Source organism: Amycolatopsis sp. FU40, assembly GCF_021903635.1.
GTDB classification, from domain to species: Bacteria; Actinomycetota; Actinomycetes; order Mycobacteriales; family Pseudonocardiaceae; genus Amycolatopsis; species Amycolatopsis dendrobii.
The window spans coordinates 3617009-3643525 of sequence record NZ_CP091381.1 but is presented as its reverse complement, the minus strand read 5'-3'; the positions used below and the strand labels follow the sequence as shown (position 1 = coordinate 3643525).

Annotated in this window: 19 protein-coding genes and 2 rRNA genes; 20 read left to right on the top strand and 1 reads right to left on the bottom strand. The window is 68.2% G+C overall.

All coding sequences use genetic code 11. The features are described from left to right. The first annotated feature begins 67 nt into the window (after positions 1-67). The 6 genes from rpmI to pheT all read left to right on the top strand — a co-directional run bounded on the left by rpmI (position 68) and on the right by pheT (position 6875). Positions 68-262, top strand: a complete 195-nt coding sequence (gene rpmI, locus L3Q65_RS17590; protein WP_009079615.1) for a 50S ribosomal protein L35 — start codon at positions 68-70, stop codon at positions 260-262. A 64-nt stretch (positions 263-326) separates the two neighbouring features. Further along, positions 327-704 carry a 50S ribosomal protein L20 gene (rplT, locus tag L3Q65_RS17585; RefSeq protein WP_009079612.1) on the top strand — a complete coding sequence of 126 codons (378 nt, stop codon included), beginning with the start codon at positions 327-329 and terminating at the stop codon, positions 702-704. 143 nt (positions 705-847) lie between these two features. Next, positions 848-1501 carry a TrmH family RNA methyltransferase gene (locus L3Q65_RS17580; RefSeq protein WP_370648213.1) on the top strand — a complete coding sequence of 218 codons (654 nt, stop codon included), beginning with the start codon at positions 848-850 and terminating at the stop codon, positions 1499-1501. 2 nt (positions 1502-1503) lie between these two features. Continuing rightward, positions 1504-2124, top strand: coding sequence for an AAA family ATPase (locus tag L3Q65_RS17575; RefSeq protein ID WP_237600273.1), 621 nt, complete (start codon positions 1504-1506; stop codon positions 2122-2124). A gap of 1125 nt (positions 2125-3249) precedes the next feature. After that, positions 3250-4305: a phenylalanine--tRNA ligase subunit alpha gene (pheS, locus tag L3Q65_RS17570; RefSeq protein ID WP_043828483.1), complete on the top strand. Its 1056-nt coding sequence runs from the start codon at positions 3250-3252 to the stop codon at positions 4303-4305. Further along, positions 4305-6875, top strand: a complete 2571-nt coding sequence (pheT, locus tag L3Q65_RS17565; protein ID WP_237600272.1) for a phenylalanine--tRNA ligase subunit beta — start codon at positions 4305-4307, stop codon at positions 6873-6875. The genes pheS and pheT overlap by 1 nt, the downstream gene beginning before the upstream one ends. A gap of 106 nt (positions 6876-6981) precedes the next feature. Here pheT and L3Q65_RS17560 read toward each other — a convergent pair whose 3' ends face one another. Further along, positions 6982-7671, bottom strand: a complete 690-nt coding sequence (locus L3Q65_RS17560; protein ID WP_237600271.1) for a DNA alkylation repair protein — start codon at positions 7669-7671, stop codon at positions 6982-6984. 130 nt (positions 7672-7801) lie between these two features. Here L3Q65_RS17560 and L3Q65_RS17555 point away from each other — a divergent pair, with 130 nt between their 5' ends. The 14 genes from L3Q65_RS17555 to L3Q65_RS17490 all read left to right on the top strand — a co-directional run bounded on the left by L3Q65_RS17555 (position 7802) and on the right by L3Q65_RS17490 (position 26459). Beyond that, positions 7802-9403, top strand: coding sequence for an alpha/beta hydrolase (locus L3Q65_RS17555; RefSeq protein WP_237600270.1), 1602 nt, complete (start codon positions 7802-7804; stop codon positions 9401-9403). Positions 9404-9597: 194 nt separating this feature from the next. Next, positions 9598-10074 carry a helix-turn-helix domain containing protein gene (locus tag L3Q65_RS17550; protein WP_182895239.1) on the top strand — a complete coding sequence of 159 codons (477 nt, stop codon included), beginning with the start codon at positions 9598-9600 and terminating at the stop codon, positions 10072-10074. A gap of 938 nt (positions 10075-11012) precedes the next feature. Then, positions 11013-12041, top strand: coding sequence for an N-acetyl-gamma-glutamyl-phosphate reductase (argC, locus tag L3Q65_RS17545; RefSeq protein ID WP_182895238.1), 1029 nt, complete (start codon positions 11013-11015; stop codon positions 12039-12041). Further along, positions 12038-13198, top strand: coding sequence for a bifunctional glutamate N-acetyltransferase/amino-acid acetyltransferase ArgJ (argJ, locus tag L3Q65_RS17540; RefSeq protein ID WP_237600269.1), 1161 nt, complete (start codon positions 12038-12040; stop codon positions 13196-13198). The genes argC and argJ overlap by 4 nt, the downstream gene beginning before the upstream one ends. Next, a complete protein-coding gene (gene argB, locus L3Q65_RS17535; protein WP_182895236.1) occupies positions 13195-14130 on the top strand; it encodes an acetylglutamate kinase in 936 nt (311 codons plus the stop codon). The genes argJ and argB overlap by 4 nt, the downstream gene beginning before the upstream one ends. After that, a complete protein-coding gene (locus L3Q65_RS17530) occupies positions 14127-15332 on the top strand; it encodes an acetylornithine transaminase (protein ID WP_237600268.1) in 1206 nt (401 codons plus the stop codon). The genes argB and L3Q65_RS17530 overlap by 4 nt, the downstream gene beginning before the upstream one ends. Beyond that, positions 15332-16258: an ornithine carbamoyltransferase gene (gene argF, locus L3Q65_RS17525; RefSeq protein WP_182895234.1), complete on the top strand. Its 927-nt coding sequence runs from the start codon at positions 15332-15334 to the stop codon at positions 16256-16258. The genes L3Q65_RS17530 and argF overlap by 1 nt, the downstream gene beginning before the upstream one ends. Beyond that, a complete protein-coding gene (locus tag L3Q65_RS17520) occupies positions 16255-16755 on the top strand; it encodes an arginine repressor (protein WP_182895233.1) in 501 nt (166 codons plus the stop codon). The genes argF and L3Q65_RS17520 overlap by 4 nt, the downstream gene beginning before the upstream one ends. Next, on the top strand, positions 16752-17750 hold the full coding sequence (locus L3Q65_RS17515) for an argininosuccinate synthase domain-containing protein (protein ID WP_237600267.1): 999 nt from the start codon (positions 16752-16754) through the stop codon (positions 17748-17750). Before L3Q65_RS17520 ends, L3Q65_RS17515 begins: the two co-directional genes overlap by 4 nt. 24 nt (positions 17751-17774) lie before the next feature. After that, positions 17775-19190 (top strand): argininosuccinate lyase, encoded by a 1416-nt coding sequence (gene argH / locus L3Q65_RS17510; RefSeq protein WP_182895231.1) that lies wholly within the window; start codon positions 17775-17777, stop codon positions 19188-19190. Between the two features lie 44 nt (positions 19191-19234). After that, entirely contained in the window at positions 19235-19870 is a 636-nt protein-coding gene (locus L3Q65_RS17505) for a DNA-3-methyladenine glycosylase (RefSeq protein WP_182895230.1), read from the top strand. A 32-nt stretch (positions 19871-19902) separates the two neighbouring features. After that, positions 19903-21177, top strand: coding sequence for a tyrosine--tRNA ligase (gene tyrS, locus L3Q65_RS17500; RefSeq protein ID WP_182895229.1), 1275 nt, complete (start codon positions 19903-19905; stop codon positions 21175-21177). A 359-nt stretch (positions 21178-21536) separates the two neighbouring features. Beyond that, positions 21537-23056: ribosomal RNA gene (locus L3Q65_RS17495) — 16S ribosomal RNA — on the top strand. A 283-nt stretch (positions 23057-23339) separates the two neighbouring features. Next, positions 23340-26459 (top strand): 23S ribosomal RNA (locus tag L3Q65_RS17490). The 16S and 23S rRNA genes sit together here, the layout of an rRNA operon. The last annotated feature ends 58 nt before the right edge of the window (positions 26460-26517 follow it).

The following is a 26517-nucleotide window of genomic DNA, read 5'->3' as shown; positions in this document are numbered from 1 at the left end:
CGACCAGCACAGTCAGCGGCACACCGGGTTTTCCGGTGTGCCGCCGCACGGAAGAGGACGAACAACCATGCCGAAGATGAAGACGCACAAGGGCACGTCGAAGCGGGTCCGCATCACCGGTTCGGGCAAGCTGCGTCGCCAGAAGGCCGGCCGCCGCCACCTGATGGAGAAGAAGTCCAACCGCCTCACCCGTCGTCTCGAGGGCACCACCGAGGTCGCCCAGAACGACGTCAGCCGAGTGAAGCGCCTGCTCGGCCGCTGAGGCCCGCACCCTTTCCCGACCACCCCGGGGTCCTCGCACCCCCCGAATTCGACAGGATGGACCAGTGGCACGCGTCAAGCGGGCGGTCAACGCCCAGAAGAAGCGTCGCGCGACTCTCGAACTGGCCAGCGGTTACCGCGGCCAGCGTTCGCGGCTGTACCGCAAGGCCAAGGAGCAGACGCTCCACTCGCTCAACTACGCCTACCGCGACCGCCGCGCGCGCAAGGGTGACTTCCGCCAGCTGTGGATCACCCGCATCAACGCGGCCGCTCGCGCCAACGGCGTCACCTACAACCGGTTCATCCAGGGCCTGAAGGCCGCCGGTGTCGAGGTGGACCGCAAGATCCTCGCGGACCTCGCGGTCAACGACGCCGCCGCCTTCACCGCGCTCGCCGAGCTCGCCAAGGCGAACGTCACGACCGGCGAAGCGAAGTCGGCCTGACCGGCAGCATTTTCCGGCCCGGGGCGGATCCGTTCACCGAACGGACCCCCCGGGTCGTTGCCGCACGCAAACTGACCCGGCGCGCGGAACGGGAGAAAACCGGCCGCTTCCTGGCCGAAGGGGTCAACGCGGTCACCTCGGCCCTGTCCTGCGGGACGGTCCACGAACTCTTCGTGACCGAACGCGCCGCCGCCGCACACCCTGACCTGGTCGCCGCGGCCCCCCGCGTGTCGCCGATCACCGACCGCGCCGCAGCGGGCCTCTCGGAAACCGTGACGCCGCAAGGAATCATCGCGGTCTGCTCGCTGGTCGACCGTCCACTGGAGACAGTCCTCGCCTCGGCCCGGCTGGTAGTGGTCCTGGTCGACGTCGCCGAACCCGGCAACGCAGGCACCGTGATCCGCGTGGCCGACGCCGCCGGCGCCGACGCGGTAGTCCTGGCCGGCGACACCGTCGACCCGCACAACGGCAAAAGCGTCCGCGCCGCAGCCGGTTCGACGTTCCACGTCCCGCTGGCCCGCGCCCGCGACATCCCGGCAGTCCTGACCGCCCTGCGCTCGGTCGGCCTCCGCACACTCGCCGCGCACGGTTACGCCTCGACCTCGCTCGAGACCGTCCGCTTCGGAGACCCCGTGGCGTGGATCTTCGGCAACGAGGCGCACGGCCTGCCCGGGGACGTCCTCTCGTCGGTCGACGAAGCAGTCCGAATCCCGTTGTACGGCAAGGCGGAAAGCCTCAACCTGGCCACCGCCGCCGCGGTCTGCGTCTACACCGCGGCGATGGCCGCACACCGCTGACCGTGGCGGATCTCCGGCACGTCCACTGGATCGGCGGCGCCCCCGGCGCAGGCAAATCAACGATCGCCCGCCGCCTGGCCGCGCGCTACGGCTGGCACCACTACGCGACCGATGACGCCATGCGTGCCCACACCGCCCGCACGACCCCCGCCACCGCTCCGTACTTGCACGCCTTCCTGGCCATGGACATGGACGAACGCTGGGTCCGCCGCTCCCCGGACGTCATGCTGGAGACCTTCCACTGGTTCCGCGGCGAGGCTTTCGAGCTGATCGTCGAAGACCTCCTCGCCCTGTCGCCGACCCCCTGCGTCGTCGACGGCTTCCGGCTGCTGCCCGACCTCGTGCGCCCCCTGCTGGACGCCCCGGAACAGGCCGTCTGGCTGCTCCCGACACCCGAGTTCCGCCAGGCGGCTATCGAAGGCCGGAGCGCACCGGGGGAGAATTTCGTCTGGCGCACAAGCGATCCGGCACGAGCGACCCGGAACCTGGCCGAACGGGACCGCATGTTCACGAACCGCCTCCGGGCGGACACCGCGCGCCTCGGACTGCGGGCGATCGAGGTCGACCTCCCGACGACGGAAGAGGATCTTCTCCGCCAGGTGACGAGCTTCTTCCGTCTTTGATCCGGACGGCTTGGCTGGCTGTCGGCGCTCGCGGGCGAGCTGCTTTGCCTCGCCGGCAGTAATTCTCGCGTTGGCTGTGAACGATCTGCCGGGTTGAGTTTTCCTGCCAGGACTTGATAGCTCCGGTGGTCTGCGAGCAACCCGTCGGGGAGGTGCAACGATGCCAGTGACTCCCGCGCTGTCCCGCGGTCTGTCTCGCTGCCGAGCGCCTGGTGTCGGGGTCTGTCTCGCTGCCGGGCGCCTGGCGTCGGGGTCTGTCTCGCTGCCGAGCGCCTGGCGTCGGGGTCTGTCTCGCTGCCGAGCGCCTGGTGTCAGGGTCTGTCGCGTTGCCAAGCGCCTGGCCTCGTTGTCTGTCTCGTCGCCAGGCGCTCGGCTTCTGGGGCTGTCTCGCTGTCAGGCGCGCGATCTCTTAGTCTGTCGCGCTCCGATGCATTGACGCCTCGCCAACGCTCGCCGGACGCTCCGCGTGCGAGAGCCTTGCCGGTACCTGCCACGTCGTCAGCTGCCGTGCTGTCTCCGGGACCTGTGCACCGTCTGCTCTCCACGACTCTGTGCCTTCCCGCCTGGCTGGCGCGTCCTGTTCTCCGCGAGGCTGCCGCGTCGCTGCCGATGCTCCCCGGGCGTTGCGGCCGTGCTCGCCATCGCTGCAGCCCTCTGCGTCTTCTGCCGGGAACCAGACAAGCGTCTTCTGTCGAAACCTGCCAAGCGCCTTCTGCCGGGAACTGCTGAGCGCTCGGTCGCGGCACCGAGCCGCATCGCCAGCTACGCCTCGACGATCGGACGCAAGCCGCGCCGCGCTTCCGGACCGGCAGCCTCGCTCTTCCTATTCGCGGCGCGGATCACTCCCGGAACCCCGCCCGACCGAGCCGCTCCGCAGCCACCCGGGAGGGCGGCCGGGGCAAGCCGGTCGAGGGGTGGGTCTCACCTGATTCGCTGACCTCCGTTCGGGTCCCGTGCGACGGTCCGTCGTGATCACGGGGCGGATCCGGCGCGGCCGCTCCGGAAGCGGAGGGTGAGCGGCCGGGCCCGGCGCCCGATCCCCTAGACTGAGCTGCCCGATGTGCACGTGCGGCGGCATGCCCGCGTGCCGCCGACAACACCAGTCCCAGCGGACGCCGAGGAGTCATGTCCGGAGCCACAGAACAGCCGGTCGACGTGCTCGCACCGGAGACCCTGCGCGCGGCGATCAAGGCGGCTGAGGACGCCTTCGCCGGCGCGGCCGACCTGGACGCGCTCGCCGCCGTCAAACCGGCCCACCTTGGGGACCAGTCGCCGGTGCTGCTCGCGCGCCGGGAAATCGCCGCGCTGCCGAAGCAGGAGAAAGCCGACGCGGGCAAGCGCGTCAACGAGGCCCGCCAGGCGGTGCAGTCCGCGTTCGACGCGCGGCGTGCGGCGCTGCAGGCCGAGCGCGACGAGCGCGTGCTTCGCGAGGAGGCCGTCGACGTCACGCTGCCGTGGGACCAGGTCCCGCGCGGCGCCCGGCACCCGATCAGCACGCTGTCCGAGCGCATCGCCGACGTCTTCGTCGCCATGGGCTACGAGGTCGCCGAAGGCCCCGAGCTCGAGGCGGAGTGGTTCAACTTCGACGCGCTCAACTTCGGCAAGGACCACCCGGCGCGCCAGCTGCAGGACACGTTCTACGTCGGCGAGGAAGGCTCCGGCCTGGTGCTGCGCACGCACACCTCGCCGGTGCAGGCCCGCAGCCTGCTGCACCGCGACCTGCCGGTGTACGTCGTGTGCCCGGGCCGCACCTACCGCACCGACGAGCTCGACTCCACGCACACGCCGGTGTTCACCCAGGTCGAGGGCCTCGCCGTCGACAAGGGCCTCACCATGGCGCACCTCAAGGGCACGCTCGACGCGTTCGCCCGCGCGATGTTCGGCGAGAGCTCCACCACGCGGCTGCGCCCGCACTTCTTCCCGTTCACCGAGCCGTCGGCGGAGGTCGACGTCTGGTTCGAGGAGAAGAAGGGCGGTCCCGGCTGGGTCGAATGGGGCGGCTGCGGCATGGTCAACCCGAACGTCCTGCGCGCGTGCGGCGTCGACCCCGAGGTCTACTCCGGCTTCGCGTTCGGCATGGGCATCGAGCGGACCCTGCAGTTCCGCAACGGCATCCCGGACATGCGCGACATGGTCGAAGGCGACGTCCGGTTCACCCTTCCCTTCGGAACGGAGGCGTAGTGCGAGTCCCGGTGAGCTGGCTGACCGAGCATCTCGAAGTGGATGCCGACGTCACGCCGCAGGACCTGGCCGACGCCTTCGTGCGGATCGGGATCGAGGTCGACGAGCTGAGCAAGCTCGGCCCGGTGACCGGCCCGCTCGTGGTCGGCCGCGTCGCGGAGATCGAGGAGCTGACCGGCTTCAAGAAGCCGGTGCGGTTCTGCCGCGTCGAGGTCGGCGAGGAACCCGACCCGGAGCCCGACGACGCGGAACTGTCCGAAGAGGACGACGACGAGGACGACGGCCCGCTCGAGAACGAGGGCCCGCACGGCATCAAGACGCGCGGCATCGTGTGCGGCGCGAGCAACTTCGCCGAGGGCGACCTCGTCGTGGTCGCGCTGCCCGGCGTGGTCCTGCCGGGCGACTTCGAAATCGCCGCTCGCAAGACCTACGGCAAGGTCAGCGACGGCATGATCTGCTCGGCGGCCGAACTCGGCCTCGGCGACGACCACAGCGGCATCCTCGTGCTCCCGCCGGGCACGGCGAGCCCCGGCGACGACGCGAAGGACCTGCTCGGCCTCGACGACACCGTCATCGAGGTCACGCCGACGCCGGATCGCGGCTACGCGCTGTCGATCCGCGGCCTGGCGCGCGAACTGTCGAACGCGCTCGACGTGCCGTTCGGCGACCCGGCGATGCTCGACAACTTCCCGGAAGCCGAGGGCGAGGCGTGGCCGGTCCGGGTCGAGGACCCCGAGGGCTGCCCGCGGTTCGTGCTGCGCCGCGTCACCGGTCTCGACGCGACCGCGCCGACGCCGTGGCGGATCCGCCGCAGGCTGATGCTGGCCGGCATCCGGTCCATCTCCCTCGCGGTCGACGTCACCAACTACGTGATGCTCGAACTCGGCCACCCGCTGCACGCGTTCGCGACCGGCTCCATCCAGGGCGACCTGGTGGTCCGCCGCGCGAAGGCGGGGGAGAAGCTCACCACCCTCGACGACGTCGAGCGCACCCTCGACGCGGACGACATCGTGATCGCCGACGACAGCGGCGTCATCTCCCTCGCCGGCACGATGGGCGGCGCCAGCACGGAGATCACGCCGGAGAGCACGGACGTGCTTCTGGAAGCGGCGCACTGGAACCCGGCGTCGATCAGCCGCACCGCGCGCCGGCACAAGCTGTTCTCCGAGGCGGCGAAGCGCTTCGAGCGCTACACCGACCCGGCGCTGTGCGCGGCCGCGGTGGAACTCGCCGCACGGCTGCTGCGCCAGTACGGCGACGGCGCGATCCGCCCGGGCCGCACCGATGTCGGCGGCGTCGCGCCGCACGCACCGGTGACCATGCCGATCAACCTGCCCGACCAGGTCGCCGGCGTCCGTTACGAACGCGGCGTCACGGTGCGGCGGCTCGGCCAGATCGGCTGCAAGGTCCAGCTCAGCACGAGCGACCAGGGCGTCGGCCTGGTCACCGCGACCCCGCCGAGCTGGCGCGGCGATCTCGTGCAGCCCGCCGACCTCGTCGAGGAGGTCCTGCGGCTCGAGGGCTACGACAGCATCCCGTCGGTCCTGCCCGCCGCGCCCGCGGGCCGCGGTCTCACCGACGCCCAGCGCCGCCGCCGCGCGGTGTCCGGCGCGCTCGCCGAGGCCGGCTACGTCGAGGTGCGCCCGTTCCCGTTCATCGGCGACGCGGTGTGGGACGCCTTCGGCCTTCCCGAGGACGACATCCGCCGCACGACGGTGCGCGTGCAGAACCCGCTCGAAGCCGACCACGACCGGATGGCGACCACCCTCCTGCCCGGCCTGCTGGAGACGTTGCAACGCAACGTTTCCCGCGGCCTGAAGGACGTGTCGCTGTTCCACGTCGGCCAGGTCGTGCTGCCGAAGCCGAACCAGCTCAAGGTCCCGGACCTCGGCGTCGAGCACCGCCCGAGCGACGAGGACCTCGCCGTGCTGGAGGCCGCCGTGCCCGCGCAGCCGGTGCACGTCGCCGTCGTCCTCAGCGGCCAGCGCCCGCGCGCCGGCTGGTGGGGCAAGGGCGGCCAGGCGGGCTGGGCCGACGCCGTGCAGGCCGCACGTCTCGTGGCCGAGGCCGCCGGCGTGCAGCTCACCGTGCAGGCCGCCGACCTGCTCCCGTGGCACCCGGGCCGCTGCGCCCAGCTGCGCGTGGGCGACTGGCCGGTCGGCCACGCGGGCGAACTGCACCCGAAGGTCGTCGAGGCCCTCGGCCTGCCGCCGCGCACGGTCGCCATGGAACTCGACCTGGACGCGATCCCGCTGCCCGACTCCCGTCCGGCGCCCAGCATCTCGGCCTACCCGCCGGTGCTGCTGGACGTCGCTCTGGTCGCCGGCACGGACGTCCCGTCCGCCGACCTCGCCGACGTGCTCCGCGAAGGTGCGGGCGAACTGCTCGAGGAGATCACTCTCTTCGACGTCTACGCCGGCGAGCAGCTCGGCGAAGGCAAGCGTTCCCTGGCGTACAAGCTCCGCTTCCGCGCCGCGGACCGCACCTTGACCGTCGACGAGGCCACCAAGGCCCGCGACGCCGCGGTCGCCGCCGCCGGCGAGCGCTTCGGAGCGACGCTCCGCGCCTGATCCGACGCTGTCCCCGCCCCGCGCTCCGGCCACCGGCCGGTCAGCCGGGGCGGGGGAGCGCTGGTGTCATGGCACCCTCCTTTCCTTTTGCTCGAACGGTTCCGCTTCACCTGAGGTGCTTCGTCGCCTCCCGTGCGGACAGCGGGGACAGCCCCGGGTGCGCCCGGACGAACGCGCGGACCCACTCCGGTTCGGCACGGGCATGATCCCGCAACGCCCAGCCGATTCCCTTGCGCAGAAAGAAATCCCGATCGTCGAGGTTCGCCTCGATCGCGTCGGCGAGCAGCTTCTGGTCCACCTCGCCCTTCGCGCTGACCTGACAGATCACCGCCGTTCGCCGGCGCCAGCGATCAGCGTCTGTCATCCAGCGGCGCAGAACGGGCGTGACCGCCGCCCGGTGCTCGCGCAGGATCGGCCCGACCCGGCGGATCGCGACCTCGTCGACGTGGTCCCACCACGCCCCGGTGACGATCAGCTCGTCGTACATGTCCAGCAGTTCCGGGTCCTGCCACTGCCGATAGGCGCGGTGCCCGGAGAGATCGATCGCCGCGTACCGCTCCTCGCGGTACTCCGCTTGCCGCCACAACGCGAGTACGGTCTCGGCGTACGTCACCCGATCGGGCAGAACATGCTCGGCCAGGACCGTCTTCATGAGCTTGCCGCGCGGCGGTTTCGGCACCCCGCGAAACGGCATCGCGGACTTCATGTACGCCTGCATTTCCGGTGCTTTGACCGGGTCCGCCAGCTCGGCCAGCCCGGTTCGCACCGCCGTGATCAACGCTTTGCCCGCATCCATCGAGGGCCACCTCCGTCGTCTCGGATCCCGACGATCGGGGGACAGCACGGCTCGTGTCGGGAAACGAGATTCTGCCGTGCAGCCGGTAGCTTCGACGAGCCCTGGTTGCCGTCGGACGCAAAGGACCACTGTGAGGAAAATCGTCACCGCGCTGGCCGCCGCCGCTGTCGCGGCCGGAACGCTGGCTGTCGCACCCGCCGCCACCGCGGTGCAGCCCGACGGGCCGGGCTACGCACCGCCGCCGATCAAGTGGGGACCGTGTTCCGCACCAGGCCTCGCCAAGGCGGGAGCCGAATGCGGATTCCTGGCGGTCCCGATGGATTACGCGCAGCCGTCGGGCGAGACGGTGCAGATCGCCGTCTCCCGGGTGAAGCACAAGACCGCGAAGTTCCAGGGCGTGCTGCTGGTGAACCCGGGCGGGCCGGGAGGTTCGGGGCTCGGCCTTTCGGTGCTGGGCCGGAACGTGCCCAAACACGCCGGCGACAGCTACGACTGGATCGGCTTCGATCCCCGCGGCGTCGGCTCCAGCAAACCGGCTCTCACGTGCGACGGGAACTACTTCGCTCCTGCCCGTCCGGCTTACGTGCCGAAGACCCCGCAACTGGAGACCGCCTGGCGGGCACGTACGAAGGGCTACGCCGAGGCCTGCGCGAAGAACGGCCCGCTGCTCGAACACATCAAGACCACTGACGTCGCGCAGGACATGGAAAGCCTCCGCAAGGCGCTGGGCCAAAAGCAGATCAACTACTACGGCTTCTCGTACGGCACGTACCTCGGGCAGGTGTACAGCACGCTGTACCCGGACCGCATGCGCCGGATGGTGCTCGACGGGAACGTCGACCCGCGCAAGGTCTGGTACGACGCCAACCTGGACCAGGACGTCGCCTTCGACCGCAACATCAAGATCTACTTCGACTGGCTCGCGAAGTACGACAACGTCTACCACCTCGGCAAGACCGGCTCGGCCGTCGAGCAGCTCTGGTACGCGCAGCAGCGGAAGCTCGACCGCGCCCCGGCGGGCGGCGTGATCGGCGGCGACGAGTGGACCGACGTCTTCCTCCAGGCCGGCTACTACGTGTTCGGCTGGGAAGACATGGCCAAGGCGTTCGACGGATGGGTGCACCGGGGCGACTGGCAGACGCTGAAAGCGTTGTACGACAAGTCGAACGCGCCCGGCGACGACAACGGCTACGCGGTTTACAACGCGGTGCAGTGCACCGATGCGCAGTGGCCGCAGGACTGGGACCGCTGGCGCCGCGACGCCTGGGCCACCCACACCCGCGCGCCTTTCGAGACCTGGAGCAACACCTGGTACAACGCGACCTGCCTGAACTGGCCCGCTAAGCCGGGCAAGCCGGTGGACATCGACGGGTCGAAGGCGAGCGGTGCGCTGCTGATCAGCGAGGAACTCGACGCGGCCACGCCGTACTCGGGCAGCCTCGAAGTGCGCAAGCGCTACCCGCGTTCGAGCCTCGTCAGCGCGCCCGGCGGGACGACGCACGCCGGATCGCTGTCCGGGGTTTCGTGCGTGGACGACAAGGTCGCCGACTACCTCGCCACCGGCGCCTTGCCGAAGCGGGTGCGAGACGACCGGTCCGACGTCCAGTGTGCCGCGGTGCCGCAGCCGGTTCCGTCTCCGGTCGCCTCCGGCGCACAGCAGAAGGCCGATGCCGCGGCGAAGGCCGCGGCGGAGGAGAAGCAGAGCCTGCTTGCCGGGTTGCTGCGCTTCTGAGTCGTTCTTCGCGGTGCCCCGGTCTGGTCTGCCAGGCCGGGGCATTGTTCTTTTCCGCTGGTCCACCGAACCCCCTCGGTTGTTTTTCGGGTCGCCGGGGACGCTACGGCGGGGGTCTGACAATTTCGGAACGCAGTCACCCGATCGCATTAAGTGATCGAAAATTGTCGGGGGTGGCGGATACCTTCGCGGCCATGACGATCATTCAGGAGCACCGGACCGAGGTCCGGTCAGGAGATGTCCAGTACCAAGTCGCCGTCGTCACCCGCAGCGAGGACGGCGAGCCCGAGCGAGTCACCGTCACGGTCGGCGGCGAACGGCCGGACGGCGAACCCGTCGTCGAGGGCAGGCTCGAACTCGACGTGACGTCCGTGGCGACTGTCGCGGAGCTGCTCGACACGAGCCTGCGCACCTTCGCGGGCGGCGGCGCGCGGCGAAGATCGCGCGGACGCCCGGCCCAGCAGGGCAGGCCGTGGACCGACGAGATGGACGCGGACCTGGAAGCCCGCTGGCTCGCCGGGGACTCGGTGACCGCCCTGGCCCGCCATTTCGCGCGGACGCCCGGCGGTATCCGGGCGCGTTTGCCGAGGGTTGGCTGCGATCCGGAGCATCCGGGAAATCATCTGCCGACGCCGCCGAGTCTCCGCGAAGCGGAGGAAGGAGCGGACTGACGAGTGCCCGCCGGGTTCGCATGCCGAGGCGGGCCCGGCGTGGCGGTGGCTGCCTGTCGGACCGGGGCTTGGGATCCGGGCGAGCGGCAGGTGCCGGACTGGCGGCTTGGGTCTTGGAGCGGGCGGCGTGTGTGGGCTTAATGGCGTGCGGGACCTGCGGCATGGGGTTTCCAGGGCGAGCGGCGTGTGTACGGGGCTCGAGGCTTGGCTCCGGGACGAGCGGCGGGTTCGGACTTGCGGCTTGGACCCCTGAGCAGACGGCGTGCGCGAGGCTGGTGGCGTGCGTGCTGGGCCGGGGTTTGGGTTCCGGGCGGGCGGGCGGGCGGCGTGCGCGGGCCGGTGGCGTACGTGCGGGACTTGCGGCTTGAGCTGCGGGGCTAGCGGCGCGCGCTGAACTAGTGGCGTGTGTGCAGGACCGGTGGCTCAGATGTCAGGCAGGCGGTATGCGAGCTGGTCGGACTGGTTGACAGAGGCGGGTTTCGGGCGGCCGGACGATCCGCGTTGCCGAGTGGTCCAGGGAAGCCGAACGGTGGTCGGTGCTGGGCGGCTCGGCTGGCTTCGGAGCTCGAACGGACCGGTCGATCCCACGGGCTGGCTGGTGCCCACCTGGTGCTCGCCCGGTGGTCGGCTCGCCCGGTCATCGAACGGCCTGCGCCGCCCGAACAAGCCGTGCGGCCGGTTCGTGCAGCCGACGAGTCCGCCTGGCCGGGTGACGCGGTCGTGCGCGCGGGCCAAGGAGCCATTGCTCGCGGCAGGGCGGAGATCCTGCCGCCTCGGGCCACGTCGGCGCAGCGTCGATCAAGGCCGGATCCGGCCTGCCGCGGCGGGCGGAAAACGCCTGGAGAACGGACGAAATCCACGGAAGTCCTGGGGAGGGGACGACCAGGGTGAGCAAACCCTCTTTGTTTGAGCTTGCACGCTCGTGCATAATCATTCGTATGACGGTGAAGATCGCGGTAGCCGGTGCCAGCGGGTACGCGGGCGGCGAACTGCTGCGCCTGCTCCTGACCCATCCCGAGGTCGAGATCGGCGCTCTCACAGCGGCGAGCAGCGCGGGGACGACGCTGGGCACGCATCAGCCGCACCTCGTTCCGCTGGCCGGGCGGGTGCTGCTCGAGACGAACGCGGAGACGCTCGCGGGCCACGACGTCGTGTTCCTTGCTCTGCCGCACGGCCACTCGGCCGAGATCGCGGCGCAGCTCGGGCCGGACGTGCTCGTGGTCGACCTCGGGGCCGACCATCGGCTCGCGGACGCGGGGGACTGGCGACGGTGGTACTCCGGCGAGCACGCGGGGCAGTGGCCCTACGGGATGCCTGAGCTGCCCGGCGCGCGCGAGAAGCTCGTGGGGACCAAGAGGATCGCGGTTCCGGGCTGCTTCCCGACCGGCGGGTCGCTCGCGTTGGCCCCCGCGTTGGCGGCCGGGCTGATCGAGCCCGCGGTCACCGTGGTGTCGGTGACGGGGACGTCCGGCGCGGGCAAGAGCCTGAAGCCGAACCTGCTCGGGTCCGAGGTCATGGGCAACGCGAGTGCGTACGGCGTCGCCGGGGCGCATCGGCACACGCCGGAGTTCGTGCAGAACCTCTCCGGAGCGGCGGGCAAGCCGGTGACCGTTTCCTTCACGCCGGTGCTCGCGCCGATGCCGCGCGGCATTCTCACGACGGCGAGCGCTCAGCTCGTGGGCGACGTCGACGAGGCCGCCGCGCGCGCGGTCTACGAGAAGGCTTACCACGCCGAGCCGTTCGTCCAGGTTCTGCCCGAAGGAACCTGGCCGACGACCGCCGCCACGGTCGGCTCGAACAACGTCCAGCTCCAGCTCGGGATCGACGCCGACGCGGGCAGGCTGGTCGTCGTCACGTCGATCGACAACCTCACCAAGGGCACCGCGGGCGGTGCCGTCCAGTCGATGAACCTGGCACTCGGTTTCCCCGAGGCCACCGGACTTTCCACCGTGGGAGTGGCACCGTGACCGTCACCGGACCGAAGGGTTTCCGCGCCGCGGGCGTGGCCGCCGGGATCAAAGCCTCCGGCGCGCTCGACCTCGCGCTGGTCGTCAACGACGGCCCGCTCGACGTCGCGGCGGGCGTGTTCACCCGGAACGTGATCAAGGCCGCGCCGGTGCTGTGGTCGCAGGAAGTGCTGAAGCAGCAGAAGCTGAAGGCCGTCGTGCTCAACTCCGGCGGGGCGAACGCGGCCACCGGGCCGGGCGGGTTCCAGGACACGCACGCCACCGCGGAGAAGGTCGCCGAAGTGCTGGGCGCCGGGGCGATCGAGGTCGCGGTGTGTTCCACCGGCCTGATCGGCGAGCGGCTGCCGATGCCCGCCGTTCTGTCCGGTGTGGACAGTGCGGTCAAGGCGCTGGACGCCGGCCCGGAAGCGGCGCTCAACGCGGCTACCGGCGTCATGACCACCGACACCAAGCCGAAGCAGGCGTTCGCCCGGCACGAATCCGGGTGGAGCGTCGGCGGATTCGCCAAGGGCGCGGGGATGCTCGCGCCGAACCTGGCGACGATGCTGTCCGTGCTGACCACGGATGCCGTGGCGGACAAGGAAACTCTCGACCGTGCGCTGCGCGCCGCCACGCACGTCACGTTCGATCGGCTCGACGTGGACGGCGGGACCTCGACCAACGACACTGTGCTCGTGCTCGCCTCGGGCGCGAGCGGGGTGGAGCCGACCGAAGCCGAGCTGACCGAACTGCTCACCAAGGTCAGCCACGACCTGGTGCTGCAACTGCGCGCCGATTCCGAAGGCGCCACCAAGGATGTCGACGTCACGGTGAAGGGCGCCGCGTCCGAAGCCGACGCGATCGTGGTGGCTCGGACGATCGCCGAGGACAACCTGGTCAAGACCGCCTTGTTCGGCTCCGACCCCAACTGGGGCCGGATCGCGATGGCGCTAGGCCGCGCACCGGCGCGGATCGACCCGGAAACGGTGTCGATCGCGATCAACGGCGTCACGTTGTTCGCGGGCGGCACGACGGCTGAGGATCGGTCGGCGGCCGACCTGTCCGGGCGGGCCATCGAGGTCGTCGTGGATCTCGGCGTCGGTTCAGGCGAGGCCACGATCTACACCACGGACCTCTCGCATGCGTACGTCGAAGAGAACAGCGCGTACTCGTCATGACCGATACCGGAAGGCTCGTCTCCGCGGACGAACGGCTCGCCAGCGCGGCCGAAAAGGCCGGGGTGCTGATCGAAGCGCTGCCGTGGCTGCAACGGTTCAACGGCGCGACCGTCGTGGTCAAGTACGGCGGCAACGCGATGATCGACGATCAGCTGAAGGCCGCGTTCGCCGAGGACATGGTGTTCCTGCGGCTGGCCGGGCTGCACCCGGTGGTCGTGCACGGCGGCGGCCCGCAGATCAGCGCGATGCTGTCCCGGCTCGGCGTGCCGGGGGAGTTCAAGGGCGGGCTGCGCGTCACCACGCCGGAAACCATGGACATAGTGCGCATGGTGCTGGTCGGGCAGGTGAGCCGCGAGCTGGTCGGCCTGATCAACGCGCACGGCCCGTACGCGGTCGGCATTTCCGGCGAGGACGCGCGGCTGTTCACCGCCGAGCGCAAACAGGCCACTGTGGACGGTGAGCAGGTGGACATCGGCCTCGTGGGCGAGGTCGCCGCGGTGAACCCGGACGCGGTGCTCGACATCGTGAACGCCGGGCGCATCCCGGTGGTGTCCACGGTGGCCCCCGACGTCGACGGCGTGGTGCACAACGTCAACGCCGACACCGCCGCGGGCGCGCTCGCCGCGGCGCTCGGCGCGGAAAAGCTCGTCGTGCTCACCGACGTCGAAGGCCTTTACGCCAACTGGCCGGACCGGTCGTCGCTGATCGACCGGATCCCCGTCGACCGTCTCGAACGCATGCTGCCCGGCCTGGCCAACGGCATGATCCCGAAGATGGAGGCGTGCGTGCGCGCGGTGCGCGGAGGCGTGCGCGGCGCCCACGTCATCGACGGCAGGCTCGCCCATTCGGTGCTGCTCGAGGTCTTCACCTCGCGCGGCATCGGCACCATGGTGCTGCCCGAGGCAGCGCCTCCCGGAACGGAGCACGCGTGACTACCCTCAAGTCCAATGCGGACGGCCAGCAGCACTGGCAGTCGGCCGTCATGGACAACTACGGAACCCCCGGCCTGACTCTGGTGCGCGGCGAAGGCGCGCGAGTGTGGGACGCGGACGGCGCCGAGTACGTCGACCTCGTCGGCGGCATCGCGGTGAACGCGCTCGGCCACGCGCACCCGGAGGTGGTGCGCGCGGTCACCGAGCAGATTTCGAAGCTGGGGCACACGTCGAACCTGTACGTGAACCCGGTCGCGGTCGAACTCGCCGAAACGCTGCTCGACGTCGCGGGCCTGAACGGGCAAGGAAAAGTCCTGTTCGTCAACTCCGGCGCGGAGGCGAACGAGGCCGCGCTGAAGATCACCCGGCTCACCGGCCGCAGCAAGATCGTCGCGGCCGAGGGCGCGTTCCACGGCCGCACCATGGGCGCGCTGTCGCTCACCGGGCAGCCGTCGAAGCGCGAGGCGTTCGAGCCGTTGGTTCCTGGCGTCACGCATGTTGCCTACGGCGACGTCGAAGCGTTGCGGGCCGCCGTGGACGGCGAGACCGCCGCGGTCTTCCTGGAGCCGGTGCTCGGCGAAGCCGGGGTGATCCCGGCTCCGGACGGCTACCTGCACGCGGCGCGCGAGATCACCAAGGCCGCCGGCGCGCTGCTCGTGCTCGACGAGGTGCAGACCGGGATCGGCAGGCTCGGCACCTGGTTCGGCTTCCAGCAGGCCGGGATCGTGCCGGACGTGATCACGCTCGCGAAGGGCCTCGGCGGCGGGCTTCCGCTCGGCGCGGTGATCGGCGTCGGCGCGGCGGGCGACCTGCTGAAGCCGGGCCAGCACGGCACGACCTTCGGCGGCAACCCGGTGTGCTGCGCGGCCGGGCTGGCCGTACTGCGCACGATCGTCCGGGACGACCTGCTCGACCACGTCTCCGCGCTCGGCAAGGACCTCGCCGCGGGAGCCGAGGCGCTCGGGCACCCGCTCGTGTCCGGGGTCCGCGGCGCGGGGCTGCTGCTCGGCATCGGCCTCCGGAAACCGGTTTCCGCGGCGGTCGCGAAGGCCGCGCAGGAGGCGGGATACCTCGTCAACCCGGTCGCCCCGGACACCGTCCGGCTCGCCCCGCCGCTCGTGCTCGACGAGCAGCAGGCGCACGGCTTCCTCGCCGCCCTCCCGGGCGCGCTCGACTCCACCACCACGAAGGAATCCGACTGATGCCTCGCCACTTCCTCCGCGACGACGACGTCACCCCCGCCGAGCAGGCCGCTCTGCTCGACCTGGCCGACCAGCTGAAGGCCGATCCGCTCGGCACGAAGGCACTCGCCGGCGCCACGGTGGCCGCGATCTTCGAGAAGAACTCCACCCGCACCCGGTTCTCGTTCGAGGTCGGCATCAGCCAGCTCGGCGGGCATCCGGTGATCGTCGACGGCCGTTCGATGCAGCTCGGCCGCGAGGAGACCATCGAGGACACCTCGCGCGTGCTGTCCCGTTACGTCGACGCCGTCGTGTGGCGCACCTTCGCGCAGAAGCGCATCGACTCGATGGCGTCGGTCGCGTCGATCCCGATCGTGAACGCGCTCACCGACGAGTTCCACCCGTGCCAGGTGCTCACGGACCTGATGACCATCCGCGAGCGCAAGGGCAAGCTCGCCGGCCTCACGCTCACCTACCTCGGCGACGGCGCCAACAACATGGCGCATTCGCTGCTGCTCGGCGGCACCACGGCCGGGATGAACGTGCGCGTCGTGTCGCCGGAGGGGTTCCAGCCCGACCAGCAGGTGATGCTCGACGCCAAGCAGCGCGGCACCGAAACCGGCGGCAGCGCGACCGTCTGCACCGACGCGCACGAGGCCGTCGACGGCTCGGACGTGCTGGTCACCGACACCTGGACGTCGATGGGCCAGGAGAACGACGGTCTCGACCGGGTCGGCCCGTTCCGCGCGCTGCAGATCAACGCCGAGCTGCTGAAGCGCGCCGCGGACGAGGCGATCGTGCTGCACTGCCTGCCCGCGCACCGCGGCTGGGAGATCACCGACGAGGTGCTCGACGGCCCGGCCAGCGCGGTCTGGGACGAGGCGGAGAACCGGCTGCACGCGCAGAAGGCCCTGCTGGTCTGGCTGTTCGGGCAGAACGGCCGATGACCAGCAGCCGGGTCGGGCGCCAGGCGCGGATCACCGAGCTGGTGTCCACGATGGCCATCCGCAGCCAGACGGAGCTCGCGCGGCTGCTCGCCGCCGAGGGGATCGACGTCACTCAGGCGACGCTGTCGCGCGACCTCGACGAACTCGGCGCGATCAAGCTGCGCGGGGCCGACTCGGGCGCGCCGGTCTATGTCATCCCTGAGGACGGCAGTCCGGTTCGCGGTGTTCAGGGCGGCACCTCGCGGCTGTCCCGGCTGCTCGCCGAACTGCTGGTGTCGGCGGATTCGTCGGGCAACCTCACCGTGCTGCGCACGCCGCCGGGCGCCGCGCAGTTCCTCGCGAGCGCGATCGACCGGGCCGCGCTGGAGGAGGTCGTCGGGTCCATCGCGGGCGACGACACAGTCGCGGTGATCGCGCGCGAACCGCTCACCGGACGAGACCTCGCCGAGCGGTTCACCGCGCTCGCCCAAGGTTCGGCGGAAGGAACCGAGCCGTGACCCGGCGGGTCGTGCTCGCCTATCCGGGCGGGCACGGCTCCGCAGCCGCGCTGGAACTCCTTGCGGGACAAAGCGAAGTGGTCGCGGTCGCGGCGGATTTCGGGGCGGGCGACGTCGATTTGTGCGCGCTCCGGCAGCAGGCGACGGCCGGCGGAGCCGCCGAAATCGTGGTCGCGGACGTTCGCGAGGAATTCGCGAACGGCTACTGTTTGCTTGCGCTGCAAGCGAATGCGCTGATCCTCGACCGGCGCCCGCTGGTCGAAACGCTGGCTCGGCCGCTGCTGGCGAGCCGGCTCGTCTCGACCGCGAGGGACCGGAGCGCGTCCGCCGTCGCCCACGGCGGCGGAGACGCGTTGTCCAGCATGATCGCGACGCTCGCGCCGGACATCGAGATCGTCGGACTCGACGTTCGAGGCGGGCAGGATCTGTCGACGAGCCGGACTTTGTGGGGCCGGGCCGCGACGTCGGGCTACCGCTGTACCGAGGACGCGGTGGTGAACCTCGGCATGCCGGACGAGGTCGTCGTCACCTTCGAGCAGGGCGTGCCGGTCGCGGTCGACGGCGAGACGGTCAGCCTGGCCGAGGCGGTGCAGCGGCTCGGCCACCGGGCCGGAGCGCACGGTATCGGCCGGTTCGAATTGGCGGACAGCTACGACGCGCCGGGCGCGGCGGTTCTGGTCGCCGCGCATCAGGAGCTGGAATCAGTCACGCTCGACCGTGATCTGGCGAGGTTCAAACGCGGCGTCGACCGCCGGTGGGCCGAACTGGTCCACGACGGATTGTGGTTCTCTCCGCTGCGCGAGCCGCTGGACGCGTTCGTCCGGCGGGCGCAGGAGCGCGTGTCCGGCGAGGTGCGGCTGGTGCTGCACGCGGGCAGCGCGACCGTCGCCGGCCTCCCCGGGAGGCGGCTTCGCCCGGTCGGACGGCGGCACCGTCGCGCGACCGGGCAGACTCCGCTGGGAAACACCCAGCATCCGAGCACCCAGGCGTCCTGAGACGCCGGACGAGAGAGGCAGAACGTGAGCGGGAAAGACCAGCCGGTGCAGCTGTGGGGCGGCCGGTTCGCCAGCGGGCCGGCCGAGGCGATGGCGGCGCTGAGCGCCTCGACCCACTTCGACTGGCGCCTGGCGCCCTACGACATCGCCGGATCGCGCGCGCACGCCCGCGTGCTGAGCAAGGCGGGGCTGCTCACCGAAGCGGAACTGGCCGGGATGCTGGACGCGCTCGACACGCTGGCGCAGGACGTCGCGTCCGGCGCGTTCACGCCGACGATCGCCGACGAGGACGTCCACACCGCGCTCGAACGCGGTCTGCTCGAACGCGCCGGCGCCGAGCTGGGCGGCAAGCTGCGGGCAGGCCGTTCCCGCAACGACCAGGTCGCGACGCTGTTCCGCATGTGGCTGCGCGACGCCGCCCGCCGGGTGGTCGCGGGCACGCTCGACGTGATCGACGCGCTGGTGTCGCAGGCGGCCCGGCATCCGGACGCGATCCTGCCCGGGCGCACCCACCTGCAGCACGCACAGCCGGTTCTGCTCGCGCACCACCTGATGGCTCACGGCCAGTCGCTGCTGCGCGACGTCTCCCGCCTGCGCGACTGGGACGCCCGCACCGCGGAATCGCCGTACGGTTCGGGCGCGCTGGCCGGTTCGTCGCTCGGCCTCGACCCGGAAGCGGTGGCCGCCGAACTGGGCTTCGACACCAGCGTGGAGAACTCGATCGACGGCACCGCCTCGCGCGATTTCGTCGCCGAGTTCGCGTTCGCCGTCGCGATGCTCGCGGTGAACCTGTCGCGGATCGCCGAAGAGGTGATCATCTGGAACACCGCCGAGTTCGGCTACGTCACGCTGGACGACGCGTGGGCCACCGGCAGTTCGATCATGCCGCAGAAGAAGAACCCGGACGTCGCGGAGCTGACCCGCGGCAAGGCCGGACGGCTGATCGGCAACCTCACCGGCCTGCTCGCCACGCTCAAGGCCCAGCCGCTCGCGTACAACCGCGACCTGCAAGAGGACAAGGAACCGGTCTTCGACTCGGTCGAACAGCTCGAACTGCTCTTCCCGGCGATCGCGGGGATGCTCGGCACCCTCACCTTCCACACCGACCGGCTCGCCGAACTGGCTCCGGCCGGGTTCACGCTGGCCACCGACATCGCCGAATGGCTGGTGCGCCAGGGCGTGCCGTTCCGCGTCGCGCACGAGGCGGCGGGGGAGAGCGTGCGGGTCGCGGAGGCGCGCGGGGCCGGGCTCGACGAACTGACCGACGAGGAATTCCAGGCCATCAACCCGGCGCTCACTCCTGCGGTGCGCGAGGTCCTCACCGTCGAAGGTTCGGTGCGTTCGCGCGACGCTCGCGGCGGCACCGCGCCGGACCGGGTCGCCGAGCAGCGGGAGCGCCTGGTCGAGCGCGTCGCGGCGCATCGGCAGTGGCTGAAGTGATCTGCCGGCAGGCCGCTGGTTAGGCTGGCGGCCTGACGAGGGGAGTGCGTGTGGACCGGTTGTTCCGGCGCGAAGAACTGGCACTGGACCCGGTCGACCTGGCTCGGCTGCTGCTCGGTGCCGTCCTCGAGGCCGACGCGCCCGAGGGCCGGATCGGAGTGCGGCTCGTCGAGGTCGAGGCCTATCGCGGGCTCGACGATCCCGCTTCGCATTGTTATCGCGGGAAAACCCCGCGCAACGCGGTGATGTGGGGTCCGGCCGGGCACCTCTACGTCTACTTCGTCTACGGCATGCACTTCTGCGCGAACGTCGTCGGCACGGAGGACGGCCAGCCGGGCGCGGTGCTGCTGCGCGCCGGCGAGGTCGTCGAGGGCGCGGACATCGTGCGGAAGCGGCGGCCGAACGCGCGCGGCAACGGCGAACTCGCCAAGGGCCCGGCCATCCTCACCTCGGTGCTGGGCCTCGCGCGCGAGCAGAACGGTCTCGATCTCACCGATCCCGGGTCGCCGGTGCGGCTGCGCGCCGGCGAGCGCGTGCCCGCGGACAACGTGCGCACCGGCCCGCGCGTCGGCGTCGCGATGGCGATGGACACGCCGTGGCGGTTCTGGATCGACGGCTCACCAGCCGTCTCGACCTACCGCCGCGGCGGGAAACGCCGGCAGGTGCGACCCGCGGGATAGTCGTTTGACCTGGTGGGGGATCATCTACAGGTGTGAGTGAGCACATCCTTGACGAGTTGTCCTGGCGCGGCCTGATCGCGCAATCCACCGACATCGACGCCCTGCGCGCAGAACTCGACCGCGGCCCGCTCACGCTCTATTGCGGCTTCGACCCGACCGCGCCCAGCCTGCACGCCGGCAACCTCGTCCCGCTGCTGATGCTCAAGCGGTTCCAGCGCGCCGGGCACCGGCCGATCGTGCTGGCCGGCGGTGCCACCGGGATGATCGGCGACCCCCGCGACAACGGGGAGCGCACGCTCAACACCCTGGACGTCGTCGCCGACTGGGCCGGGCGGATCCGCGGGCAGCTGGAGCGGTTCGTGGACTTCGACGATTCGCCGACCGGCGCGATCGTCGAGAACAACCTCGATTGGACCGCGAAGCAGAACACGCTGGAGTTCCTGCGGGACGTCGGCAAGCACTTCTCGGTGAACGTGATGCTGAACCGGGAGACGGTCAAGCGCCGCCTCGAGGGCGACGGCATGTCCTACACCGAGTTCAGCTACCTGCTGCTGCAGTCGCAGGACTACCTGGAGCTGTACCGCAAGCACGGCTGCAAGCTGCAGGTCGGCGGTTCGGACCAGTGGGGCAACCTCGTCGGCGGCGTGGACCTGATCCGCCGGGTCGAGGGCGGCACCGCGCATGCGCTGACCGCGCCGCTGGTCACCGACGCCGAGGGCCGCAAGTTCGGCAAGTCCACCGGCGGCGGCAACGTGTGGCTCGACCCGGAGCTGACCTCGCCGTACGCCTGGTACCAGTACTTCGTGAACGTCGGCGACGCCGACGTGCTCCGCTACCTGCGGCTGTTCACCTTCCTCGACCGGGAGGAGATCGACGCGCTGGCGAAGGACACCGAGGAACGCCCGCACCTGCGCGCCGCGCAGAAGCGGCTGGCCGAGGAGTTCACGAACCTGGTGCACGGCGAGGACCAGACGCGCCAGGTCATCGCGGCGAGCCAGGCCCTGTTCGGCCGCGCCGAGCTGACCGACCTCGACGGCCCGACGCTCGACGCGGCGATGGCCGAGGTCCCGAACGGCCAGGTCGAGCCCGCTGGTGACGCCACGATCGTCGATCTTTTGCTCGCCGGGGGACTGGTGGACAGCAAGGGCGCGGCGCGGCGGACCGTGAAGGAGGGCGGCGCGTACGTGAACAACGTGAAGATCGCCGACGAGGAGTGGAAGCCCTCGGCTTCCGACGCCCTCCACGGCCGCTGGCTCGTGGTCCGCAAGGGCAAGCGCACGGTCGCCGGCGTCCGCGTCGGGGGCTGATCTCCGCCCTCGGCCCGAAACAGGGGCTCTGACCTGCGGGAACGCAGTTAAGGGACCCCCCTGTTTCGGGCCCTGGGAGGGCGTGTAAAGTTCTTCAAGTCGCCAGGGAAACCGGGCGGCCGCCGGGACACGAACCAAGCTCTCGCCTCTAGGGTGATTGAGTGGGTGTCCCACCAAAAACTGCTAGGAATGACCGCTTCGGTCAGGCTCGCCCTCGCGGGGGTCGGGTTTGGTTCGGGGTGTGTTGCTTGAGAACTCAACAGTGTGCTAGTGAACTAAGCCAGTAGAGCTTATATGAAACCCCCTCGTCGGGGTTTCCTTTGAGAATGATTGAGAAGTAGTCTCGATCGAACTGTTCATTGTTGGAGAGTTTGATCCTGGCTCAGGACGAACGCTGGCGGCGTGCTTAACACATGCAAGTCGAACGCTGAACCGGTTTCGGCCGGGGATGAGTGGCGAACGGGTGAGTAACACGTGGGTAATCTGCCCTGTACTCTGGGATAAGCCTGGGAAACTGGGTCTAATACCGGATATGACCTTTCACCGCATGGTGGGGGGTGGAAAGTTCCGGCGGTATGGGATGAACCCGCGGCCTATCAGCTTGTTGGTGGGGTAATGGCCTACCAAGGCGACGACGGGTAGCCGGCCTGAGAGGGTGACCGGCCACACTGGGACTGAGACACGGCCCAGACTCCTACGGGAGGCAGCAGTGGGGAATATTGCACAATGGGCGCAAGCCTGATGCAGCGACGCCGCGTGAGGGATGACGGCCTTCGGGTTGTAAACCTCTTTCGCCAGGGACGAAGCGCAAGTGACGGTACCTGGATAAGAAGCACCGGCTAACTACGTGCCAGCAGCCGCGGTAATACGTAGGGTGCGAGCGTTGTCCGGAATTATTGGGCGTAAAGAGCTCGTAGGCGGTTTGTCGCGTCGGCTGTGAAATCTGGAGGCTTAACCTTCAGCGTGCAGTCGATACGGGCAGACTTGAGTTCGGCAGGGGAGACTGGAATTCCTGGTGTAGCGGTGAAATGCGCAGATATCAGGAGGAACACCGGTGGCGAAGGCGGGTCTCTGGGCCGATACTGACGCTGAGGAGCGAAAGCGTGGGGAGCGAACAGGATTAGATACCCTGGTAGTCCACGCTGTAAACGTTGGGCGCTAGGTGTGGGCGACATTCCACGTTGTCCGTGCCGTAGCTAACGCATTAAGCGCCCCGCCTGGGGAGTACGGCCGCAAGGCTAAAACTCAAAGGAATTGACGGGGGCCCGCACAAGCGGCGGAGCATGTGGATTAATTCGATGCAACGCGAAGAACCTTACCTGGGCTTGACATGCGCCAGACATCCCCAGAGATGGGGCTTCCCTTGTGGTTGGTGTACAGGTGGTGCATGGCTGTCGTCAGCTCGTGTCGTGAGATGTTGGGTTAAGTCCCGCAACGAGCGCAACCCTTATCCTACGTTGCCAGCGCGTCATGGCGGGGACTCGTGGGAGACTGCCGGGGTCAACTCGGAGGAAGGTGGGGATGACGTCAAGTCATCATGCCCCTTATGTCCAGGGCTTCACACATGCTACAATGGCTGGTACAGAGGGCTGCGATACCGCGAGGTGGAGCGAATCCCTTAAAGCCGGTCTCAGTTCGGATCGCAGTCTGCAACTCGACTGCGTGAAGTCGGAGTCGCTAGTAATCGCAGATCAGCAACGCTGCGGTGAATACGTTCCCGGGCCTTGTACACACCGCCCGTCACGTCATGAAAGTCGGTAACACCCGAAGCCCATGGCCCAACCCGCAAGGGAGGGAGTGGTCGAAGGTGGGACTGGCGATTGGGACGAAGTCGTAACAAGGTAGCCGTACCGGAAGGTGCGGCTGGATCACCTCCTTTCTAAGGAGCACAACACATCCCAGTCATCGTGCTGGGAGTGGCTCGAGCCGAGAAGCCGACTGTGTTTCTGCTCGGGTTGCTCAAGGAATTGTGGAACTACTGGTTATGGGTTCTTGCGGTGGAGACGCTGCTGATCAGTACTGCGGGTTTGTCCCGCGTGGAACGTCGGCCGGCCGGATCCGGGCGAGGTCTTGTTCGCTGGCGCGCTGTTGGGTCCTGAGGCAACACACGTTGTTTCTGGTGTGGTGTTTGAGAACTGTAGAGTGGATGCGAGCATCTTTGTGGTCAAGTTGTTAAGGGCACATGGTGGATGTCTTGGCTTCAGGAGCCGATGAAGGACGTGGGAGGCTGCGATATGCCTCGGGGAGCTGTCAACCGAGCTGTGATCCGAGGATTTCCGAATGGGGAAACCCAGCACCAGTGATGTGGTGTTACCCGCCGGTGAATATATAGCCGGTGCGGAGGGAACGCGGGGAAGTGAAACATCTCAGTACCCGCAGGAAGAGAAAACAAAAGTGATTCCGTGAGTAGTGGCGAGCGAAAGCGGAAGAGGCTAAACCGTTTGCATGTCAAGCTGTCAGGCGTTGTGCAGGCGGTGTTGTGGGACCCAGCGTCGAGGATCTGACAGTCCTCGGAATGTGCGCGCGTGTTAGTGGAACCGCTTGGGATGGCGGACCGGAGTGGGTGAGAGTCCCGTACGCGAAAACATGTTGCGTGTGTTTGTCTGGTGTTCCCGAGTAGCAGCGAGCTCGTGGAATTTGCTGTGAATCTGCCGGGACCACCCGGTAAGCCTAAATACTTCCTGGAGACCGATAGCGGACGAGTACCGTGAGGGAAAGATGAAAAGTACCCCGGGAGGGGAGTGAAAGAGTACCTGAAACCGTGTGCCTACAAGCCGTCAGAGCTCACTTGTTGGGTGATGGCGTGCCTTTTGAAGAATGAGCCTGCGAGTTAGTGCTGCGTGGCGAGGTTAACCCGGGTGGGGTAGCCGTAGCGAAAGCGAGTCTGAATAGGGCGATTGAGTCGCGTGGTCTAGACCCGAAGCGGAGTGATCTACCCATGGCCAGGGTGAAGCGACGGTAAGACGTCGTGGAGGCCCGAACCCACTTAGGTTGAAAACTGAGGGGATGAGCTGTGGGTAGGGGTGAAAGGCCAATCAAACTCCGTGATAGCTGGTTCTCCCCGAAATGCATTTAGGTGCAGCGTCGCGTGTTTCTTGCCGGGGGTAGAGCTACTGGATGGTCTAGGGGCCTTACCGGGTTACCGAAATCAACCAAACTCCGAATACCGGTTAGTGAGAGCGCGGCAGTGAGACGGCGGGGGATAAGCTTCGTCGTCGAGAGGGAAACAGCCCAGAACACCAGCTAAGGCCCCTAAGTGTGTGCTCAGTGGGAAAGGATGTGGGATTGCCCAGACAACCAGGAGGTTGGCTTAGAAGCAGCCACCCTTGAAAGAGTGCGTAATAGCTCACTGGTCAAGTGGTCCTGCGCCGACAATGTAGCGGGGCTTAAGCACACCGCCGAAGCTGTGTCACTCGTGCGATACATCCGCCAATCTTTCGGGGTTGGTGCAGTGGCACGGGTGGGTAGGGGAGCGTCCTGCATCCAGGGAAGCGGCCGCGGAAGCGAGTCGTGGAGGGTGCGGGAGTGAGAATGCAGGCATGAGTAGCGAATGCAGAGTGAGAAACTCTGCCGCCGGATGACCAAGGGTTCCTGGGCCAGGCTAATCCGCCCAGGGTAAGTCGGGACCTAAGGCGAGGCCGACAGGCGTAGTCGATGGACAACGGGTTGATATTCCCGTACCCGAGCATGTGCGCCCATGGCGAGGCGGTTGACACTAACCACCCGAAGCCGCGGTTGAGGTCTTCGGACGGATTCCGTGTGTGGAGCGTGGGACCTGATTCCGTAGTAGTCAAGCGATGGGGTGACGCAGGAAGGTAGCTCCGCCAGGCGATGGTTGTCCTGGTGTAAGCGTGTAGGCCGTCATGTAGGCAAATCCGCATGGCATATAGGCTGAGACGTGATGCGTAGCCGTTTGAGGCGAAGTGGGTGATCCTATGCTGTCGAGAAAAGCCTCTAGTGAGTGCATGCACGGCCCGTACCCCAAACCAACACAGGTGGTCAGGTAGAGAATACCAAGGCGATCGGGTGAACTGTGGTTAAGGAACTCGGCAAAATGCCCCCGTAACTTCGGGAGAAGGGGGGCCAAGCATCTTGAAGTCCCGTGCGGACGGAGGGGTGGTTGGCCGCAGAGACCAGCGGAAAGCGACTGTTTACTAAAAACACAGGTCCATGCGAAGTCGCAAGACGATGTATATGGACTGACGCCTGCCCGGTGCTGGAACGTTAAGAGGACCGGTTAACTCACTTTGTGGGTGAAGCTGAGAATTTAAGCGCCAGTAAACGGCGGTGGTAACTATAACCATCCTAAGGTAGCGAAATTCCTTGTCGGGTAAGTTCCGACCTGCACGAATGGCGTAACGACTTTCCGGCTGTCTCGACCACAGGCCCGGCGAAATTGCATTACGAGTAAAGATGCTCGTTACGCGCGGCAGGACGGAAAGACCCCGGGACCTTTACTATAGTTTGGTATTGGTTTTCGGTTCGGCTTGTGTAGGATAGGTGGGAGACTGTGAAGCGCTCACGCTAGTGGGTGTGGAGTCGTTGTTGAAATACCACTCTGGTCGGATTGGGAATCTGAACCTCGGACCATGATCTGGTTCAGGGACAGTGCCTGATGGGTAGTTTAACTGGGGCGGTTGCCTCCGAAAGGGTAACGGAGGCGCCCAAAGGTTCCCTCAGCCTGGTTGGCAATCAGGTGTCGAGTGCAAGTGCACAAGGGAGCTTGACTGTGAGACAGACATGTCGAGCAGGGACGAAAGTCGGGACTAGTGATCCGGCACCTCCTGGTGGAAGGGGTGTCGCTCAACGGATAAAAGGTACCCCGGGGATAACAGGCTGATCTTGCCCAAGAGTCCATATCGACGGCATGGTTTGGCACCTCGATGTCGGCTCGTCGCATCCTGGGGCCGGAGTAGGTCCCAAGGGTTGGGCTGTTCGCCCATTAAAGCGGCACGCGAGCTGGGTTTAGAACGTCGTGAGACAGTTCGGTCCCTATCCGCCGCGCGCGCAGGATACTTGAGGAAGGCTGTCCCTAGTACGAGAGGACCGGGACGGACGGACCTCTGGTGTGCCAGTTGTCACGCCAGTGGCATGGCTGGTTGGCTATGTTCGGAAGGGATAACCGCTGAAGGCATCTAAGCGGGAAGCCTGTTCCAAGATGAGGTATCCCACCCCATGTGGGTTAAGGCCCCCAAGAGACGATTGGGTTGATAGGCCAGAAATGGAAGCACAGTAATGTGTTGTCGAGTTGACTGGTACTAATAGGCCGAGGACTTGCCCACAAAGATCGCTCGCATCCACTCTACGGTTCTGAAACACCACGCCGGCTGTCACTCATGT

Coding starts and splice junctions, on each gene's coding strand:
- L3Q65_RS17520 (WP_182895233.1), top strand. CDS start 16,255: ATGACCAGCAGCCGGGTCGGGCGCCAGGCGCGGATCACCGAGCTGGTG.
- argC (WP_182895238.1), top strand. CDS start 11,013: ATGACGGTGAAGATCGCGGTAGCCGGTGCCAGCGGGTACGCGGGCGGC.
- argF (WP_182895234.1), top strand. CDS start 15,332: ATGCCTCGCCACTTCCTCCGCGACGACGACGTCACCCCCGCCGAGCAG.
- argB (WP_182895236.1), top strand. CDS start 13,195: ATGACCGATACCGGAAGGCTCGTCTCCGCGGACGAACGGCTCGCCAGC.
- rpmI (WP_009079615.1), top strand. CDS start 68: ATGCCGAAGATGAAGACGCACAAGGGCACGTCGAAGCGGGTCCGCATC.
- pheS (WP_043828483.1), top strand. CDS start 3,250: ATGTCCGGAGCCACAGAACAGCCGGTCGACGTGCTCGCACCGGAGACC.
- L3Q65_RS17550 (WP_182895239.1), top strand. CDS start 9,598: ATGACGATCATTCAGGAGCACCGGACCGAGGTCCGGTCAGGAGATGTC.
- L3Q65_RS17560 (WP_237600271.1), bottom strand. CDS start 7,671: ATGGATGCGGGCAAAGCGTTGATCACGGCGGTGCGAACCGGGCTGGCC.